Here is a 14956-nt window from a genome sequence, read left to right on the forward strand (position 1 = left end):
GCGGTGACGTGTCCGAGCGGCCGAAGGTGCAACACTCGAAATGTTGTGTAGGTTCAAAGCCTACCGTGGGTTCAAATCCCACCGTCACCGCCACATAGAGGGCCCCGAGATTTCTAAAAATCTGGGGATGCGGGGCCTTCTGCATAGTTCCGGCGTTACCCGGCCAACCCGTATCAATCGGGGTGATCCCACTCGGATTATCCCGCATAACAAGTTCACCGGGTGAGCGTTATCCCCACGGTATACGAAGCAAAGACCCCGTATACTGTGGGGCAGTATGAACAACAGCGCCCCTCCCCCTCCGAGCCTCACCAATCTGACGGGTGGCTCGGTTCAGTTTACGGCTTTCTATCGCTATGTGGAGCTCTTAGGCGAGGAGGCTCCCGAATATGAAGCACCACAGTTAGAGCCACAAAATAGCAATTACCAATCCGGTGTCGTTCGTCTCAACGGTGAATTGTGGCGGATACGTACAGCGCGTGTAACACCGACAAAACCTGGCGCGTTTGTAGCGGTATGGAAACGTAACGAACGAGGAAAAACCCAACCGTTCGATACTGACGACCCGGCCACGGGCCTGCTAGTCTTTGTTGAAGAGAGAGATAGGTTCGGGGTCTTCCGTTTCCAGGCTTGCCAGCTCGAAATAATGGGCATCACAGCTTCCGTATCGCAGCCGGGAAAACGAGGGTTTCGCCTATACCCAAGCTGGTGCCGGGCGCTAAATACGCAAGCCGCTCACACTCAGCATGAACAAGCTTTAGCTTTTAATACCCTGCGTTAGCTTTCTCTCCGTTGGGCAAGAGCTCCCGAGCTCTTATGTGCAAGACACTCTGACACTGAGAAATCGTAGCTCACACCTGCCTAAAGCCCCGGTCGATAAGGCAAAGTTTTTACCATTCAGTCCCTGGGCAACCCTCAAGATATCTTGTGAGCAGATCTTATGAAATATTTTTTAATTCTAAATTCTCTTTCTGTAAAGAAATACATTTATGTAATAGATTTTCAAAAAAGAAGTCAAGAGCCGTAACAGCCTTGAAATCTCGGGGAAATTTATATTCTTGCATTAAATTGTGATTCTTTATTTTAGTGAATTAATTTCAAGATAGATTAAAAAGAGATTATCTGTTATGTTTCTCTCAAATAACTTAGATAATTTAGTTTATTTAAAAAATATCTATAATTTTTTAATCCATAGATATTTGATAAGACGCATCCAGAAAGCACTGGATTAAAGTTGGTTCGAAATAAATTAACTGAGTCAACATATAATCTACAGGTGCTCCTTCCCCAGGTAAGACAACACAGATTGTAGCGAACACTCATGCATTCAGTAGACACCACTCCAGAACCCAATACCCCTCAGAGAAAAGGGCGCAAGAGAGCAGTCATCGCTCTCGGTAGCCTAGTCGGAGTCGCAATTCTTATTACCAGCGCCGTCTTTACAGACTTTGCTAATCTCAACCTAGGAACTAACGGTATCGGCTCCGACGCCTTTAACTTCCAAGTGGTTAACACAGATCCCGTTACGGGTCAAATGATCCCTGGCGAGTGGCAAGAGGCCAATACCCCCGAGGGTGCACCCATCGCTATTACCGGCGCAAACAGCATATTTCCAGGAGGCCCTTCAATCTCCGTGCAGATCCCCGTCCGTAATGCCTCAACCTCTCTGAACTCCGCAGTTACCCTGGGACTCACACAGATTCCAGACACTGGAACAAACGTTACCTCTCCCAGGTATCTATCAAGCCTCCGATTTTCAGTCACCCAACCAGCAACAAACCTTGACAGCACCTCCGTTACTTTCGGACCGGTAACCTATGACGACTTCAACACTCTCACCCTTAACAGGCTTGAAGGAGGAGAAGAATCATCCGTCACCATCACCATCGTTCTACTCACCCAGGCGGACTCGGAAGCTACTTTTCCAGACAATGACCTCAACGGACTCAAGGCTTTCATACAGGCCAACTTCAACGCCACCTCAATCGCCTAAATCCACCGATAAAAGCTCATCGAGGGGGAGAGGCAGAGGACAGTGAAAACACCAATACGTTTCTTATTGACCGGTGGGATCTTCCTCTGCCTCGCCACCCTCCTCACCTCCGCAATTATTACTCAGTGGCAAAGCAGCAGCATTCTTCTTCAGGGCGAACAAAACACCCTGAGAATCGCAGCCATCGGAAGCCCCCAACCAAGTTGGACACCCACATCAGAGGCCTGGAGCAGGCACACCGGTCGCTCCTACACAATAGAGCTTGTTGAGAGTTCCGTCGCCCCCGGACAGCCGCTCGATGTGAGGATGGCGGTCCGAAATGAAAGCCCCATCACCGCAACACACCTTACGCTTTCCCTCTACCCGGTTCCGGTTCCAGGCGAAGACCCAGCCGACTCAGACTACCTCTTTAGTCAGCTGGCCATTACCGTCCGACAGGGACAAACCCTTATCGTGCAGAATCGTCTCGCACCCGAGTTCGAAAACATTGCCCTGCCAAACGGACTTGCCGCAGACGAATACACAATATTTGACGTCCAAATCAGCCTCATTCCACAGACTGATCAGGACTGGATGGACAAGAAGACCGGACTGGAATTCCAATTCGTTGGAACGAGCGCATAATGAGGAAGTTCACCACTCGACGGCGCAGAAGCCAATCGCACAAATATCATTACCCACGCCGCGCACAACTCGCTCAACGCTCCACAAAAATCTGCGCGACGATACTCGCTATCGGCATATTCCTCCCAGCCACCGTCTCAACCACACTGGCTGCCTTCACCAATATCTCTTCCCTGAGTCTTGGCACAAACGGTACCGTGGGAGGGCTATACGATATCGCTCTCCTCGATAGAAACGGGAATATTCACCAGGGGAACCCCGTCTCCTACACAATAGATACATCCAGTGCGGGAATCATTAACATCATTGGCTCCCCACAAACCGCAACTTTCGATATCTCCGTCGTCACGCTTACGGAGGCCTCGGGACCGGTAACGCTGCAATTGTTCAATGCTTTCCAGGGAACTCGCCCACCGGACCCCGGATTTCCCACGGGCGCCGAACCCTACAACGTTGCGCTTTTCACCATCTCAGTTGACGGAATAACGCTCAGGACCGCCACCACTGCGGCAGCGATTAACAGCCAACCAATTATCCTCACTGATTGGGTGCAAAATGTTCCTCGAGTGGTCACCATATCAATTAACATGCCAGCCGCTCTCGGGAACCCCTATTTTTATAATCGAATCCTTGTATTGGGAGTTCAGTTCAACGGATCAACCTCATGAGAAAACACGCCCTTTCCCGTTTAGGACTCGCCCCTCTGCTCTGCGGAATAATTCTCGCGCTCGGATTCAACACAGCACCATCCTCAGCGATTGCAACAGATAACCCGATACTCGACGTTAGTCCAGAATCTATAACCGTTGCGATGCCGTTTCCGGGGCACTCTTCATCATGGATTTTAAACGCCACCAACCCCAGCAGTAACCCCACCAAGATTTTCCTCACCGTCACTCAAGATCCAGACCCGCTCTCCCTCGCGTGTGAACAGTTGGACTCCATTGACCGGCTTATCCTGCTCACAGTCACGATCAATAACGAGCAGAGCGTGAACACAACGCTGTGTGACATACACAACCAGAGCGTGCCGCTCGGTTCTCTCCCTCCCCAAGAAACAATCGTCTTGAACTCAACGGTCTCTCTTTCGAGCACAGCCGGAAACCAATTCCAAGGGATATCCCAAGCGCTAACGTTCACCATCACGGCCACAGTCGACGCTCTTCCCCCTCCACCTTTTGCTCCCGAGACGCCTCCGTTCACGCGCGATGCTCCACACGATGAGGGGCTTGCTCTCACCGGAAGCGACGATACATCGCTCATTCTCTGGATCTTACTGAGCACGGCAGGGGTCGGAACCTACCTCACAACCGCCTCATTCCTACAACAGAGAAGGAATACAAAACGTGACTCATCGTAAATCACTCCTCCGCTCTGGTTTTTACGCCCTCATTGTCATCGCGCTTATTGTGCCGTCTTACACACCGCTGTGGGTCCTCCAGACCTCTTCCGCCTATACTGATCAGGCCACCGCCGTGACCCCCAGCACGGGTCCCAACGTTCTACGCACAGCGGGAGCAGGCTTCGCTATCACCAGCACCTACATTGCTAATACCGGAACGATGGTTCAGGCAGACGGAAGCCTGTGGGTGTGGGGATTCCGCCAAAATGGACTCGCAGGTACAGGAGCGGCAACTGTCGCTGGTCCTCAGCCTCCCTCCCGCGTTGTTCTTCCCAACGACGGCTATACCGGGCCAGGTGGGCAGCGCAGGGCGATCAAGGCTGCCGGTACCAGCTACGATAACTTTCATATTACAAACTTTAACCGAACCGGCATCGCGGCTCTCTCCGACGACGGACTTGTCTACACCTGGGGTGGTAACCAGGTGCATAACATCATGGGACGCACCGGAAACTTCAGCGTTCCCGGACTGGTAAGCATTCCTGCTTTTGACGGACCCGTGGTTGATCTGATCTCTTCTGCCGGAGTCTTTATGGCCCTCACCAGAAACGGAGCTGTCTACACGTGGGGTTGGCCTCAAGGGAGGGGAATCACCGGTCAGGGAACACCGGTTGCCTCGAGTCCCACCCCCCAACGTATACTCCAGGGCGCACACTCTATCGGATCGGGAACCTGGAACGGATGGGCGGTTATGGGCAACAGCAATGTCGTGTGGTGGGGGTGGGCAAACGGCGGCTTAGGTTTTGCTGGTTCTCCCTCCGGCGATGACTTTATCGGCATTATGTCTTCTCCTCAGCGCTCCAACACTCTTTCAAATTTTGCGACGGGGGGATGTAATACTCCGGGAGTTATAGCAGGTTCCCCTCAGGATACGTGCGCCATTCAAACTCTTACCGGCCACTATTTTGGTAATCAGATGCTTCTCAACACTGGGCAACTCATCACCTGGGGAAATGGAGCCATCCAGGGAACAGGTCGCGCCAACAGCACCGCGATTATCAACAACACTCCCGCAGCTCTCTCACTCCCCGGCAATGTTTCTGTCCGAAAAGTTGCCGTTACTCAGGACTATGTCATGCTCCTCGGAACAAACAGTTCAGTCTTTATTTACGGACGCTACAGCTTTGGACGAGGCCCCGATCCCTGGACAGGAAGCATGTCGCTCACAAATCTCCAAACACCAGCACAGGTCTTCGCCCTCGGATCAAACGTGACGGATATAGGCGGCTTTGGTTACACTGGCATGTCCCTCGCTACGGACGGGAACATGCGCATCTGGGGTGGGACAACGGCAGGAAATAATGCCAACCTGCACTCTTCCGTTCGTGACAACTGGGGGGTCAGCACGACACCCACCACCCCCGCACAACCCATCACGCTGTTCAGACTACCCGGAGGGAACTGACCGATGAAACGCAACCCTCTGCGGCAACACTCCCGCCACAGGCACAAGCGACAGACACCTCACTACACCCTCAAACACAAACGGACTCCACCCAGAACCCACAAATGGGCCTGGCTCCTCACCGGATTCCTCTTCCTATTTGGCGTCGGAAGCACGAGTGCCGACTTAGTCGACTTTGCAATCCTTCGACTCGGAGGAGAGGCCGGGATCGGATCGCCGCCCTTCAGTATCGCCGTTGTTCTCCCCGGCGGCATTGTAGCCTACGCCCACCCCGACGAGGGCATCACCCTCCCTATCCCCGGTGAAAACGCCCTCGTCCCCGGGCGCACCCTCACCTTCGAAACCACGGTCTTCAATAACTCAGAGACACTCCCCGCAGACACCGAGGTCGCCGTTGTCCCCGTGGGAACAGGACTCGTCGGAAACGCCCCAAACATCATGCCCTTCCTCCGCATCACAATCTTTGACTCACTCACAAACGAACTTCTTGTGGGCGGCTCTATTTCTAACCCACAGCTAGGAGTTACCCTCGGAGACGCGTCAGGACACTTAGGAGTCCTCAGCCCCCTCGGCTCACCCCCCTTCCCCGATAGGGAGCCCCTCCTCATCCCCCTACCTCCAGAGTGCACCACCACTGTAACAGTCATGATCCACTACCTCAACGACCCAGCAACCTCAGCGCTCAACGGCGGCCTCGCCGCCCTCGCTGTGCAGTTTACGGGAACCTCCACCACACTGTAAAAAAGAAGCCTTTAAGGAAACCATGCGCGCACTCAGTTTTTTTCGCTCTTTTTTCCTCACCCTGATGGCAATCATCGGCGGTTTCTGCCTCCTCTTCTTCCTCGTAGCCCTCATCCTCAACATCAGACCGGCAATCGTAGCAACCGGATCCATGGCGCCCGCAATCCCTACAGGTTCCCTTATCCTCACCCAAAAGACCGCCGCAAACGACATCAATGTGGGTGACATAGTTACCACCCCAAGGCTCGACCACAGCGGCCTTGTCACACACCGCGTAGTTGAAACCAGCACAGCCGCCGGCGAAACAACACTTATCCTCAGGGGAGACGCAAACGACATAAACGACCCACGCCCCTACACCGTCACAGAGGTGTGGAGAACTATACTCGTGATTCCCTATCTCGGCAGCCTCACCGCACTACTCCAAACCCCCCTCGGACTGATTACCAGTGCCCTACTCATAGGCTTAGTACTTCTCCTCTTCTTTCTCCCCCAGCACAATCGAACGAGAGCTCAGCACACAGAAGAAACACCGCGGGTCAGTGTCCTCACCAACAAGGACTTTTCCCCCCAATAGATCTGGCAGAAATTCCGGATTACCATTCAGCGCTATACCGGCTCACGAAATCACAGACATACATAAAGTATGCAATTTATTGGGCTGTCGAAACGAGCAGACCCTAATTCTGTATTTTCTATCAACTTGAATAGTGTAATATTAAAGTGCCTGGTCATATCAAAATTATCTCTGAACAGCAGTTGTCGTTGCGCCGCGTCCCGATAACTGCCATCCGGCAACACGTATTTCTCGCGCAAAAGGAATTCCATGGCACTGGCAAAACTCAATATAATCATCCTCAGCCTGCTCTCAGCGGGCAATCGCACCGGCTACGATGTGCACAAGTGGCTTGAACGATATGGTTCCCTGGTGGGATACACCACACAGCCCTCGCAGATCTATCGCCAGCTATCGCAGATAGAGGATACCGGCTGGGCCCTCTCTGCCGTCGAAAAACGAGACTCTGGGCCGGACGCAAAAGTTTTTAGCATTACCGATGAGGGCATCCGAGTCCTGGAGGAATGGGTTGACACCCCCTACACCCCGTCAGACCATCCCCTCGACACAGACTTTCAAATCCGGCTAATATTCAGCGCACGCCGAGGCCCCGCAAAAACACTCGAACTCGTCCGCACCGAGCTCTCCTATCAACGAGAAAAAGAAAAGTACCGCAAAGAGCTCGATATCGATCTGGTTCCCGCGGATGCCACGCCCAAACTACGCGATTGGCTACGAGAGTCCGCTCTGCTACAGAACGAACGTGGGCACTATATAGATCACACCCTGATTGCCTGGCTCGAATCCACCGAAATGCGCCTCAGCCTACTCGTCGATGACACAGACTAGAGGCGTCTCCTCAAGCATAATTTTTGGACAAATCCTTGTCACCCCCAGCCAGCTAGAGACGCTAGCTCAGTATAAATTGCGCGGTCTCGGTGGATTCAATTCCTCCGAGAGACACCGAGAGATGGTAAGAAGCCCCACCCGCCGGAACGGCAGGCCGATCGCCCTCACAGGTATCAGAGGCGCTGCGCACCCTCTCCCAGGCAAAAGGCTCTGAGGGTGCGGATACCCCCGGCTCAAGGATCACAAAATTATCGACGGCCCCCACCTGACAATCCGTGGATGTCCAGTAGGTTTCATCTCCGCTTTTGATGGTAAACACCATTGCCGCGGTACCCGCATTAATTGTGCAGGGCGTTGAGCCGTTGTTTATAACGTTGAGGGAAATTTGTGGCAGGGCGCCGACCCCATAGGTTGTACTGTCGGTTTGCGGAGTGACAACAACGTTTCCTGCTGCACAGTCCACGGGTTCTGACGCAGCGGGAGTTTCTGGTGCGGCACTCCCCTGAACCGCAGGCTTTTCCTCACTACCGGAGCCCGGGCGAACAACAATCAAAATAATAACGACGATGAGCGCAATCAAACCCAAAAGCGCCACTAATCTGCGGCGCGCATATACCCGCCGCGAGTGGGGTCCGACCGGATTTTTGATCGCCGACATGCACACACAGTACCGGAATAAGCTTCTAAAATGCTGGTGCCACGTCGAGAACCATCACCTTACTTCCTCAATGTATATTCACGCCCTCAAAAAAGACGCTTCAGCATTCGTGTGTTCCCCAGCGTGTTGGGTTTCACTCGCGCAAGCTCAAGAAACTCGGCGATACCCTCGTCCGGCGAGCGCACCAGTTCCGAGTAAAGGTCACTATCTACTACCGGATCACCATCCGAATCACGCAGCGCCAAAAAACCGTTCCGTTCAAAAAACGACACCTCAAAGGTCAGGCAAAATAGGCGACTCAGCCCAAGCTCTATCGCGTCACGCTCCAGCGTTTGCAAGATCTGTCCCCCAACACCGCGCCCAAGTATCTCTCTATCAACCGCAAGAGTACGAACCTCCCCCAGATCTTCCCACATGACGTGCAGCGCTCCACAGCCGATAATCGTGCCGTCAGCGTCCTCCGCTATACGGAACTCCTGAACAGACTCGTAGAGAATAACCTTCTCTTTACCCAGCAGAATACGTTCCTCTACCAGGGGGGATATCAGTCGTTCAATATGGGGGATATCGGAGGTTCGAGCCCGGCGAACCTCCACCGGTGTCTTTTCGGTCATCCTGCCACCCTATACCCTGTGAAGCATACGTGATCTTCTGGCCCGCTCATAAACCCCAAGCGCTCCCGAGAAAAGCCACGATCGGTGACGATTCCCGGGAGCGCTTGTCATTCAGACGTCCACAGGGTGTGAACCTCTACGCTGGCAACTCTCCCGTGGTGGGCGCGGTTGAGGCGGCTGCCGCGGCCGACGAAGCGATCGTTGACCCGGCGGTGGAGGCCTCTCGGGATATCGTCTCAAAGGTGAATTCCTTCTCAACGTAGTCCACCTTGATGTGGTCGCCGGCGTTCAACTGGCCGTTAAGAATCCTCTCGCTCAGGCGATCTTCGATCTCACTCTGCACCGCACGGCGTAGCGGACGAGCGCCCAGGGTGGGATCAAACCCGATCTCAATCAGGCGCTTCTTGGCGGTATCCGACACCTCAATTGACATGTCTCGATCAAGCAGGCGGTCACGCAGGCGCGCCACAAAGAGATCCACGATCTGTAGCAGTTCTGCGGGACTGAGCTGCGGGAAGACAATGACATCGTCAACCCGGTTGAGGAACTCAGGCTTGAAGTGCTTCTTCAGCTCCTCGTTCACCTTGCCCTTCATCTGTGCGTAGCCGACCTCGGTGTTGCCCTCGATCTGGAAACCAACCGGCCCGCCGGCAATATCGCGGGCACCCAGGTTGGTGGTCATGATGATCACGGTGTTCTTGAAGTCGACCACACGACCCTGACCGTCGGTGAGGCGTCCCTCCTCCAAGATCTGAAGGAGCGAGTTGAAGATATCGGGGTGCGCCTTCTCAATCTCGTCAAAGAGCACCACACTAAACGGCTTGCGGCGCACCTTCTCGGTGAGCTGTCCGCCATCTTCAAAGCCGACAAATCCCGGAGGGGCACCGAAGAGACGCGATACCGTGTGCTTCTCGCCGTACTCCGACATGTCGAGCGAAATCATGGCATCTTCATCGTCAAAGAGGAACTCCGCCAGGGCCTTGGCCAGCTCGGTTTTACCCACACCGGTTGGTCCGGCAAAGATGAAGGAGCCGCTGGGGCGCTTGGGATCTTTAAGCCCGGCGCGCTGACGGCGGATGGTGCGGGCAAGAGCCGAAATAGCCTCGTCCTGCCCGATAACACGCTGGTGGAGAGCCTTCTCCATGAAGACGAGTCGCGACGACTCTTCTTCGGTGAGCTTGAACACGGGAATACCCGTGGCCTGAGCCAAAACCTCGGCGATCAAGCCCTCGTCAACCTGCGCGGTGGTCTGGACATCTCCGGCGCGCCACTTTTTCTCGAGGCGCAGTCGCTCCGCAAGAAGGTTTTTCTCCTCGTCACGAAGCGAGGCGGCCTTCTCAAAGTCTTGATCCTCAATAGCGGCTTCCTTAGCGGTGCGCACACCAGCGATCTTTTCATCAAACTCGCGCAGTTCGGGCGGAGACGAAAGAATCGACAACCGCAACCGGGCACCCGCCTCGTCAATCAGGTCGATTGCCTTGTCCGGCAGGAAACGATCGCTGATGTAACGGTCGGACAGGTTTGCCGCCGCAACAATGGCACCGTCTGTGATCGATACCTTGTGGAAGGCCTCATACTTATCGCGCAGACCTTTAAGAATATTGATGGTGTGCGGGAGGCTCGGTTCAGCAACCTGAATGGATTGGAATCGACGCTCCAGGGCTGCGTCCTTCTCGAAATGCTTGCGGTATTCGTCGAGCGTGGTCGCACCGATGGTCTGCAGTTCACCCCGGGCCAGCATGGGCTTCAGGATGCTTGCGGCATCGATGGCCCCCTCGGCGGCACCCGCACCAACCAGCGTGTGAATCTCATCGATAAAGACGATGATGTCACCGCGCGTACGAATCTCCTTAGTGACCTTTTTGAGACGCTCCTCAAAATCACCGCGATAGCGGCTACCCGCGATAAGCGACCCTAGATCGAGCGAGTAGAGCTGCTTGTCCTTGAGGGTCTCCGGGACGTCACCCTTCACGATTGCCTGGGCGAGTCCCTCAACAACGGCGGTTTTACCCACACCCGGTTCGCCGATAAGCACAGGGTTGTTCTTGGAGCGGCGCGAAAGAATCTGCATCACGCGCTCAACCTCTTTTTCACGACCGATCACGGGGTCGAGTTTTCCGTCACGCGCGGCGTGGGTGAGGTTCACGCCAAATTGATCAAGGATCTGCGATCCTTTATCGTTTGCGGCCGTCTCCTGGGCTCCCACGGCAACGGATTCCTTGCCGCTCTGGTAACCACTGAGAAGCTGAATAACGGTCTGCCGGACACGGTTGAGGTCGGCACCAAGCTTCACCAGAACCTGCGCTGCAACCCCCTCACCCTCACGAATAAGACCGAGCAGAATGTGCTCGGTACCAATGTAGTTGTGCCCCAATTGCAAAGCCTCGCGAAGACTCAGCTCGAGCACCTTTTTTGCGCGCGGAGTAAAGGGAATGTGCCCGGTGGGCTGCTGCTGCCCGGTACCGATAATGTCGGTTACCTGCTCGCGCACGGCGTCCAGGGAAATTCCTAGCGACTCTAGCGCTTTGGCGGCTACTCCCTCACCCTCGTGGATGAGACCGAGCAGAATGTGCTCGGTACCAATGTAGTTGTGGTTGAGCATCTTGGCTTCTTCCTGAGCCAAAACGACCACTCGACGCGCCCGGTCGGTAAATCTCTCGAACATTGGTCACTCCTCACAGTCAAGACGTTAGTTGCCTTGATATAGAGAGTAACGACCAAATCTCGAAAATATGCCGATGTTCGCCGTAGGCGTGACAAACGCCCATTTTGCAGCCCTATTGCAGGGCAGAGGTGAGCCTGGCCAGGTTATCCAAAATCGTAGAGCGGAGCGGCTGCTTGTTCCACTCTTCCAGGGTAAGCTCACGCGAATTCTCGCGGTAGCCATCCTCAATAAGCCGCAGGGCCTCCACAAAAGATCGGCCGTGCACCATCATCGATACCTCCATGTTGAGGCTGAAAGAGCGCATGTCCATATTGCTCGATCCCACAACGGCCACCTGATCGTCAATCGAGAAGTGCTTGGAGTGGAGGATATACGGCGGACGATACATAAAGATGCGCACCCCGGCGGTGAGAAGGTCCTCATAGTAGGACCGCTGAGCGTGATACACAATCGCCTGGTCGCCCACCTCCGATACAAAAAGTTCGACCTGAACGCCCCGGGCGGTGGCCGCTTTAATCGCGTACATAATCGACTCGTCCGGCACAAAATACGGGCTCGTAATGCTGATGCGCTCGGTCGCGTCGTAGAGCAGGGCGACAAACATCTGCAGGTTATTTTCCCCCTCAAACCCGGGTCCGCTCGGAACCGCCTGACAATCGAGGGAACCCGGATGATGGGCATGCTGCACATCGTGCACCCAGTTCACAAGAACCTCGTTGGTCTCGCTAAACCAGTCCCCCAGGAAAATCGCGTTGAGTCCCGATACGATGGGGCCTTCCAGGCGCACCATGAGATCTTTCCACGATAGTCCCCTGCGACGATTTGACAGCTTGTTGTAGCTCGAATCAATAAGGTTCTGCGAACCCATGTATCCGAGGGTGCCGTCAACCACAAGAATCTTGCGATGGTTACGCAGATCGGGCCGTTGATACTCCCCCCGCCAAGGACGAACGGGAAGCATCAGTGCAAACTCAACCCCAATCTCCTCCAGCTTGCGTTTGGTGCGCAGATAGCCCGGAGAACGGATCGAGGCGATGTGGTCAAGAAGCACACGCACGGCAACCCCCCGGCGCACGGCCGCCTCCATCGCCTCAAAGAAAACCCGCGTGGTGGGGTCGTAAGCAAGAATATAAAACTGCACGTGAACGTAACGATCGGCGGAGTCTACCGCGTCCGCCATGTCCTTGATCGTGGCCTCGTAGTCGTCTAGGAGAACGGCGCTATTACCCCCGGTGAGAGGCAGAGCGCCCATGTTGCGACCTAGCGCGGCAATGCCGGTGAGCCACGGGGGTGCGTCTTTCTGATCACTCAGCTGGTCGACTCCCACGGTAGCCTCGGTGATCAAGCGATTGATTTCATCCTGTTTACGTCGTCGGGCCCGCGGTAGCCTGCGGCTGCCGATAATGAGAAAAAGGATAAACCCGATCGAGGGCATAAAAAAGATCGCAAGAAGCCAGGCCATACCCGAGGTAGGGCGACGGTTGCGCGGCACTATGACTATCGCAACGATGCGGATGATGTAGTCAAGCACCACAAGAACCGCGGTAAACCATACCGACGCTAAGGGTGACGCGGAGGTCAGTAGGTTGATAATGTCCATGTTATGACGGCGTGCCGTGCGAGGTGGGCTTCTCTCCCGACGGTGCGCCGGTAGGGGGCAAACCTCGTTTTGCCCGTTCTTCTGCCTCGATCTTCTTGTAAACCTTGCGCTCGTTACGATCCGAACGAATGATCACGCGCATCACAAACCAAAAGAACAGCCCAAGAAGAACAGTGGGAGTCAGAGCCCAGATGGAGGCGAGAAGGATATCAGGCATAGTTCTTCTAGGGTACCTCAGCATAACGCAATCCCAGCAACCGTGATCGTGGGATTTGTTTAATATTGCGCAAGGATCCTATTTAACCAACGGGAAAAGGATCGTCTCACGAATCCCCAGGCCGGTGATTGCCATCAGTAATCGATCGATTCCCATGCCCATGCCCCCGCTGGGTGGCATCGCGTGCTCGAGTGCCCTCAAAAACTCCTCGTCAACACTCATTGCCTCGTCGTCACCCGCGGCGGCCTGCCTGGCCTGCGCGACAAAACGCTCCCGCTGCACAACGGGGTCAACAAGCTCGGAGTACCCCGTGGCCAACTCAAACCCGCGAATGTAGAGATCCCACTTTTCTACAACCCCGGGAGTGCTGCGGTGTGAACGGGTCAGAGGACTCGTCTCCACGGGAAAGTCCATCACAAAGGTTGGCCGGGTGAGGCCGTCCTTCACGAAGTGCTCCCACAGCTCCTCCACCAGCTTTCCGTGGTTGGGCAGGTTGACCTCCACTCCCTCACGATTGGCCAGCTCAAGCAAATCGGATACCGGCGTTTCGGGAGTGATCTTCACGCGGGCCGCTTCGGAAAGGCTCTCGTACATGCCAATCCGATCCCAGTTGCCACCCAGGTCGTACTCGGCACCGTCAGCCAGGGTGACGGTGTGTCCACCGGCAACCGCCAGGGTTGCGCGCTGGATCAGTTCCTGCGTGAGATCGGCTATGGAGTTGTAGTCACCGTAGGCCTCGTAGGCCTCCAGCATCGCAAACTCGGGGCTGTGGGTAGAGTCGGCACCCTCGTTACGAAAGTTGCGATTAATCTCAAAAACGCGGTCGATACCCCCCACAACGGCACGTTTCAGAAAAAGTTCCGGGGCAATGCGGAGGTACAACTCGGTGTCAAAAGCGTTGGAGTGGGTGGTGAACGGGCGCGCCGATGCTCCCCCGTGCAGGGTTTGCAACATGGGCGTCTCGACCTCAATAAAGCTGTGGTCGCTGAACGTCTGCCGCAGGCTGGTCATGACTGTGGAGCGCGCCAGGATAGTGTTGCGGGCCTGTTCCCTCACGATCAGATCGAGGTACCTCTGCCTCACCCGGGTCTCTTCGTTCAGCTCATTGTGGAGGTTGGGAAGAGGCAAGAGCGCCTTAGACGCCATTGCCCACTCTGTGACCAGCACGGAAAGTTCACCACGACGGCTCGAGATCACCTCACCCCGCACAAAAACATGATCTCCCAGGTCAACAAGCTCTTTCCAGCGCTGCAGGCTGTCCTCGCCAGCCTCGGCCAGGCTAATCATCGCCTGCACACGAGAACCGTCGCCCGCCTGGAGGCTCGCAAAACACAGCTTTCCGGTGTTGCGCGCGAACACAACCCGTCCGGCAATCGCCACGGTATCCCCCGAGGCGGTGTCGGTCTCCAGGTGATCATACTCCCTGCGAATCTGCGGGATGGTGTGGGTCACGGGCAGGCTCACGGGATAGGCGCCACCACCCAGGTCGCTGGATTCCGCGATGAGGCGTTCGCGCTTGGCCAGACGCACGGCTTTCTGCTCAAAGATCTCGTCGGCTGTCAGCTCGCTGTCAGGGGTGGCATTCTTGCTCATGCTGGACTATTACTCCTGGGTTGGTGAACGGTTATCAGT

Annotated in this window: 15 protein-coding genes and 1 tRNA gene; 10 read left to right on the forward strand and 6 right to left on the reverse strand. The window is 55.1% G+C overall.

Annotated features, from left to right (window positions below; translation table 11 throughout):
• The first annotated feature begins 2 nt into the window (after positions 1-2).
• The 10 genes from FrondiHNR_RS10050 (at position 3) to FrondiHNR_RS10095 (ending at position 7570) form a co-directional block, all read left to right on the forward strand.
• Positions 3-93 (forward strand) — tRNA-Ser (locus tag FrondiHNR_RS10050).
• A gap of 184 nt (positions 94-277) precedes the next feature.
• Positions 278-781, forward strand: a complete 504-nt coding sequence (locus FrondiHNR_RS10055; protein ID WP_279352637.1) for a MepB family protein — start codon at positions 278-280, stop codon at positions 779-781.
• Positions 782-1321: 540 nt separating this feature from the next.
• A complete protein-coding gene (locus tag FrondiHNR_RS10060) occupies positions 1322-1993 on the forward strand; it encodes a hypothetical protein (protein ID WP_279352638.1) in 672 nt (223 codons plus the stop codon).
• A gap of 42 nt (positions 1994-2035) precedes the next feature.
• Complete coding sequence (locus tag FrondiHNR_RS10065; RefSeq protein WP_279352640.1) at positions 2036-2617, forward strand: hypothetical protein; 582 nt, start codon at positions 2036-2038, stop codon at positions 2615-2617.
• Positions 2617-3285, forward strand: coding sequence for a hypothetical protein (locus tag FrondiHNR_RS10070; protein WP_279352641.1), 669 nt, complete (start codon positions 2617-2619; stop codon positions 3283-3285). The genes FrondiHNR_RS10065 and FrondiHNR_RS10070 overlap by 1 nt, the downstream gene beginning before the upstream one ends.
• Complete coding sequence (locus FrondiHNR_RS10075) at positions 3282-3977, forward strand: hypothetical protein (RefSeq protein ID WP_279352642.1); 696 nt, start codon at positions 3282-3284, stop codon at positions 3975-3977. The genes FrondiHNR_RS10070 and FrondiHNR_RS10075 overlap by 4 nt, the downstream gene beginning before the upstream one ends.
• Complete coding sequence (locus tag FrondiHNR_RS10080) at positions 3964-5424, forward strand: hypothetical protein (protein WP_279352643.1); 1461 nt, start codon at positions 3964-3966, stop codon at positions 5422-5424. Before FrondiHNR_RS10075 ends, FrondiHNR_RS10080 begins: the two co-directional genes overlap by 14 nt.
• 3 nt (positions 5425-5427) lie before the next feature.
• The gene (locus tag FrondiHNR_RS10085; RefSeq protein ID WP_279352644.1) at positions 5428-6165 is read left to right on the forward strand and encodes a hypothetical protein; all 738 of its coding nucleotides are present in this window, start codon (positions 5428-5430) and stop codon (positions 6163-6165) included.
• A 22-nt stretch (positions 6166-6187) separates the two neighbouring features.
• On the forward strand, positions 6188-6742 hold the full coding sequence (locus FrondiHNR_RS10090; protein ID WP_279352645.1) for a signal peptidase I: 555 nt from the start codon (positions 6188-6190) through the stop codon (positions 6740-6742).
• Positions 6743-6991: 249 nt separating this feature from the next.
• Positions 6992-7570, forward strand: a complete 579-nt coding sequence (locus FrondiHNR_RS10095; protein WP_279352646.1) for a PadR family transcriptional regulator — start codon at positions 6992-6994, stop codon at positions 7568-7570.
• 61 nt (positions 7571-7631) lie between these two features.
• Here the strand turns inward: FrondiHNR_RS10095 and FrondiHNR_RS10100 are convergent, their stop codons facing one another.
• The 6 genes from FrondiHNR_RS10100 to lysS form a co-directional block, all read right to left on the reverse strand.
• Positions 7632-8228, reverse strand: coding sequence for a hypothetical protein (locus tag FrondiHNR_RS10100; RefSeq protein ID WP_279352647.1), 597 nt, complete (start codon positions 8226-8228; stop codon positions 7632-7634).
• A gap of 86 nt (positions 8229-8314) precedes the next feature.
• Positions 8315-8842 carry an amino-acid N-acetyltransferase gene (locus tag FrondiHNR_RS10105; protein WP_279352648.1) on the reverse strand — a complete coding sequence of 176 codons (528 nt, stop codon included), beginning with the start codon at positions 8840-8842 and terminating at the stop codon, positions 8315-8317.
• 136 nt (positions 8843-8978) lie between these two features.
• Positions 8979-11507: an ATP-dependent Clp protease ATP-binding subunit gene (locus FrondiHNR_RS10110; protein ID WP_279352649.1), complete on the reverse strand. Its 2529-nt coding sequence runs from the start codon at positions 11505-11507 to the stop codon at positions 8979-8981.
• A gap of 112 nt (positions 11508-11619) precedes the next feature.
• Entirely contained in the window at positions 11620-13107 is a 1488-nt protein-coding gene (gene cls, locus FrondiHNR_RS10115; RefSeq protein ID WP_279352650.1) for a cardiolipin synthase, read from the reverse strand.
• A gap of 1 nt (position 13108) precedes the next feature.
• Positions 13109-13324, reverse strand: a complete 216-nt coding sequence (locus tag FrondiHNR_RS10120) for a hypothetical protein (RefSeq protein WP_279352651.1) — start codon at positions 13322-13324, stop codon at positions 13109-13111.
• Between the two features lie 78 nt (positions 13325-13402).
• Positions 13403-14917: a lysine--tRNA ligase gene (gene lysS, locus FrondiHNR_RS10125; protein ID WP_279352652.1), complete on the reverse strand. Its 1515-nt coding sequence runs from the start codon at positions 14915-14917 to the stop codon at positions 13403-13405.
• Positions 14918-14956 lie beyond the last annotated feature (39 nt).

Source organism: Lysinibacter sp. HNR (genome assembly GCF_029760935.1).
In the GTDB taxonomy this organism is placed as follows: Bacteria; Actinomycetota; Actinomycetes; order Actinomycetales; family Microbacteriaceae; genus HNR.